1 protein-coding gene is annotated in these 1,087 nt (G+C 37.1%); it reads right to left on the bottom strand.

Going from position 1 to position 1,087, the window contains the following annotated elements; translation table 11 throughout:
• Window positions 1-7: 7 nt before the first annotated feature.
• Window positions 8-976, bottom strand: a complete 969-nt coding sequence (locus tag GGG_RS0118905; protein WP_014538385.1) for an IS30 family transposase — start codon at window positions 974-976, stop codon at window positions 8-10.
• Window positions 977-1,087 lie beyond the last annotated feature (111 nt).

Here is a 1,087-nt window from a genome sequence, read left to right on the forward strand (position 1 = left end):
GGCGAATTCAAACATGAGGTGCGACAGTTTGAAAAGTCTTATGATAATCAACAAGCTGAGCAAATTTCTCTAATGGTGTAAGCCAATCTAACGCTTTTCTAGGACGAGTATTCAGTGACATGGCAACTTGATTTAAATAATGCTGATCTGCCTGATTTAAATCAATCCCTTTAGGTAAATATTGCCTAATTAAACCATTCATATTTTCGCATGTGCCTTTTTGCCAGGGTGAATGTGGGTCACAGAAATATACATCTATGCCTAAATCTTCTTCAAGTATTTTATGTTCTGCCATCTCGCGTCCACGGTCATAGGTCAACGTTTTACGCAGTTCTGCAGGTAAATATTTCAGAGCTTCAGTTAAAGCCTTGCGCACTGATTCTGCCTTTGCATCAGGTAATGTTGCCAAGATACAGAGCCGTGTATTTCGTTCAATAAGTGTTGCTATCGAACTTTTATTGTCTTTACCTTTAATTAAATCAGCTTCCCAATGACCCGGTATTTTTCTTTCTTGAACTTCGGCTGGGCGCTCATGAATAGTTTTAATATCCTGTAATATAGAATCTTTTTTAGGTTCACCGTTAGCTTTTCGCTTTTTATTTTCATGACGCAGACAGGATAATAAGTCTTTTTTCAACTCACCCTTTGGTAATGCTCGTATCGTTGAATAAATCGTTGTATGGCTTACATTCATTGTTTGATCCAAATCAGGAAATGTCTTTAAACGTTTTGCTATTTGCTGAGGAGACCATAAACAACGGATCGCTTCAACAATAAATTTCCAGAGGATTGAATCGATTTTGAGTTTTCTGTGACCACGTCTACGTCTAGCGAAGGTGTTATCAGAAGCATATCGAGCTTGATAAACGTCATTGATGCTATTTCTTTTAAGCTCACGATAGATCGTACTAGGATGTCTTTTAATGAGTTCAGCAAATTTTCTGGCTGAAAAGCCTTCTTTTCTTGACTCAAGCATTAATGCAGTACGATCTTCAAAGTTAAGATGATGGTATGACAATTTTATATACTCCATAAACCCTTTAAATTAATTAGGTGGTTTATGTCGCACTTCAAGTTTTACTCTGCC

This window comes from Acinetobacter sp. P8-3-8 (genome assembly GCF_000214135.1).
In the GTDB taxonomy this organism is placed as follows: Bacteria; Pseudomonadota; Gammaproteobacteria; order Pseudomonadales; family Moraxellaceae; genus Acinetobacter.

What these genes read in the sequence shown, in the direction of transcription:
- GGG_RS0118905 (WP_014538385.1), bottom strand. Translation starts at nt 976, where the DNA reads ATGCTTGAGTCAAGAAAAGAAGGCTTTTCAGCCAGAAAATTTGCTGAA.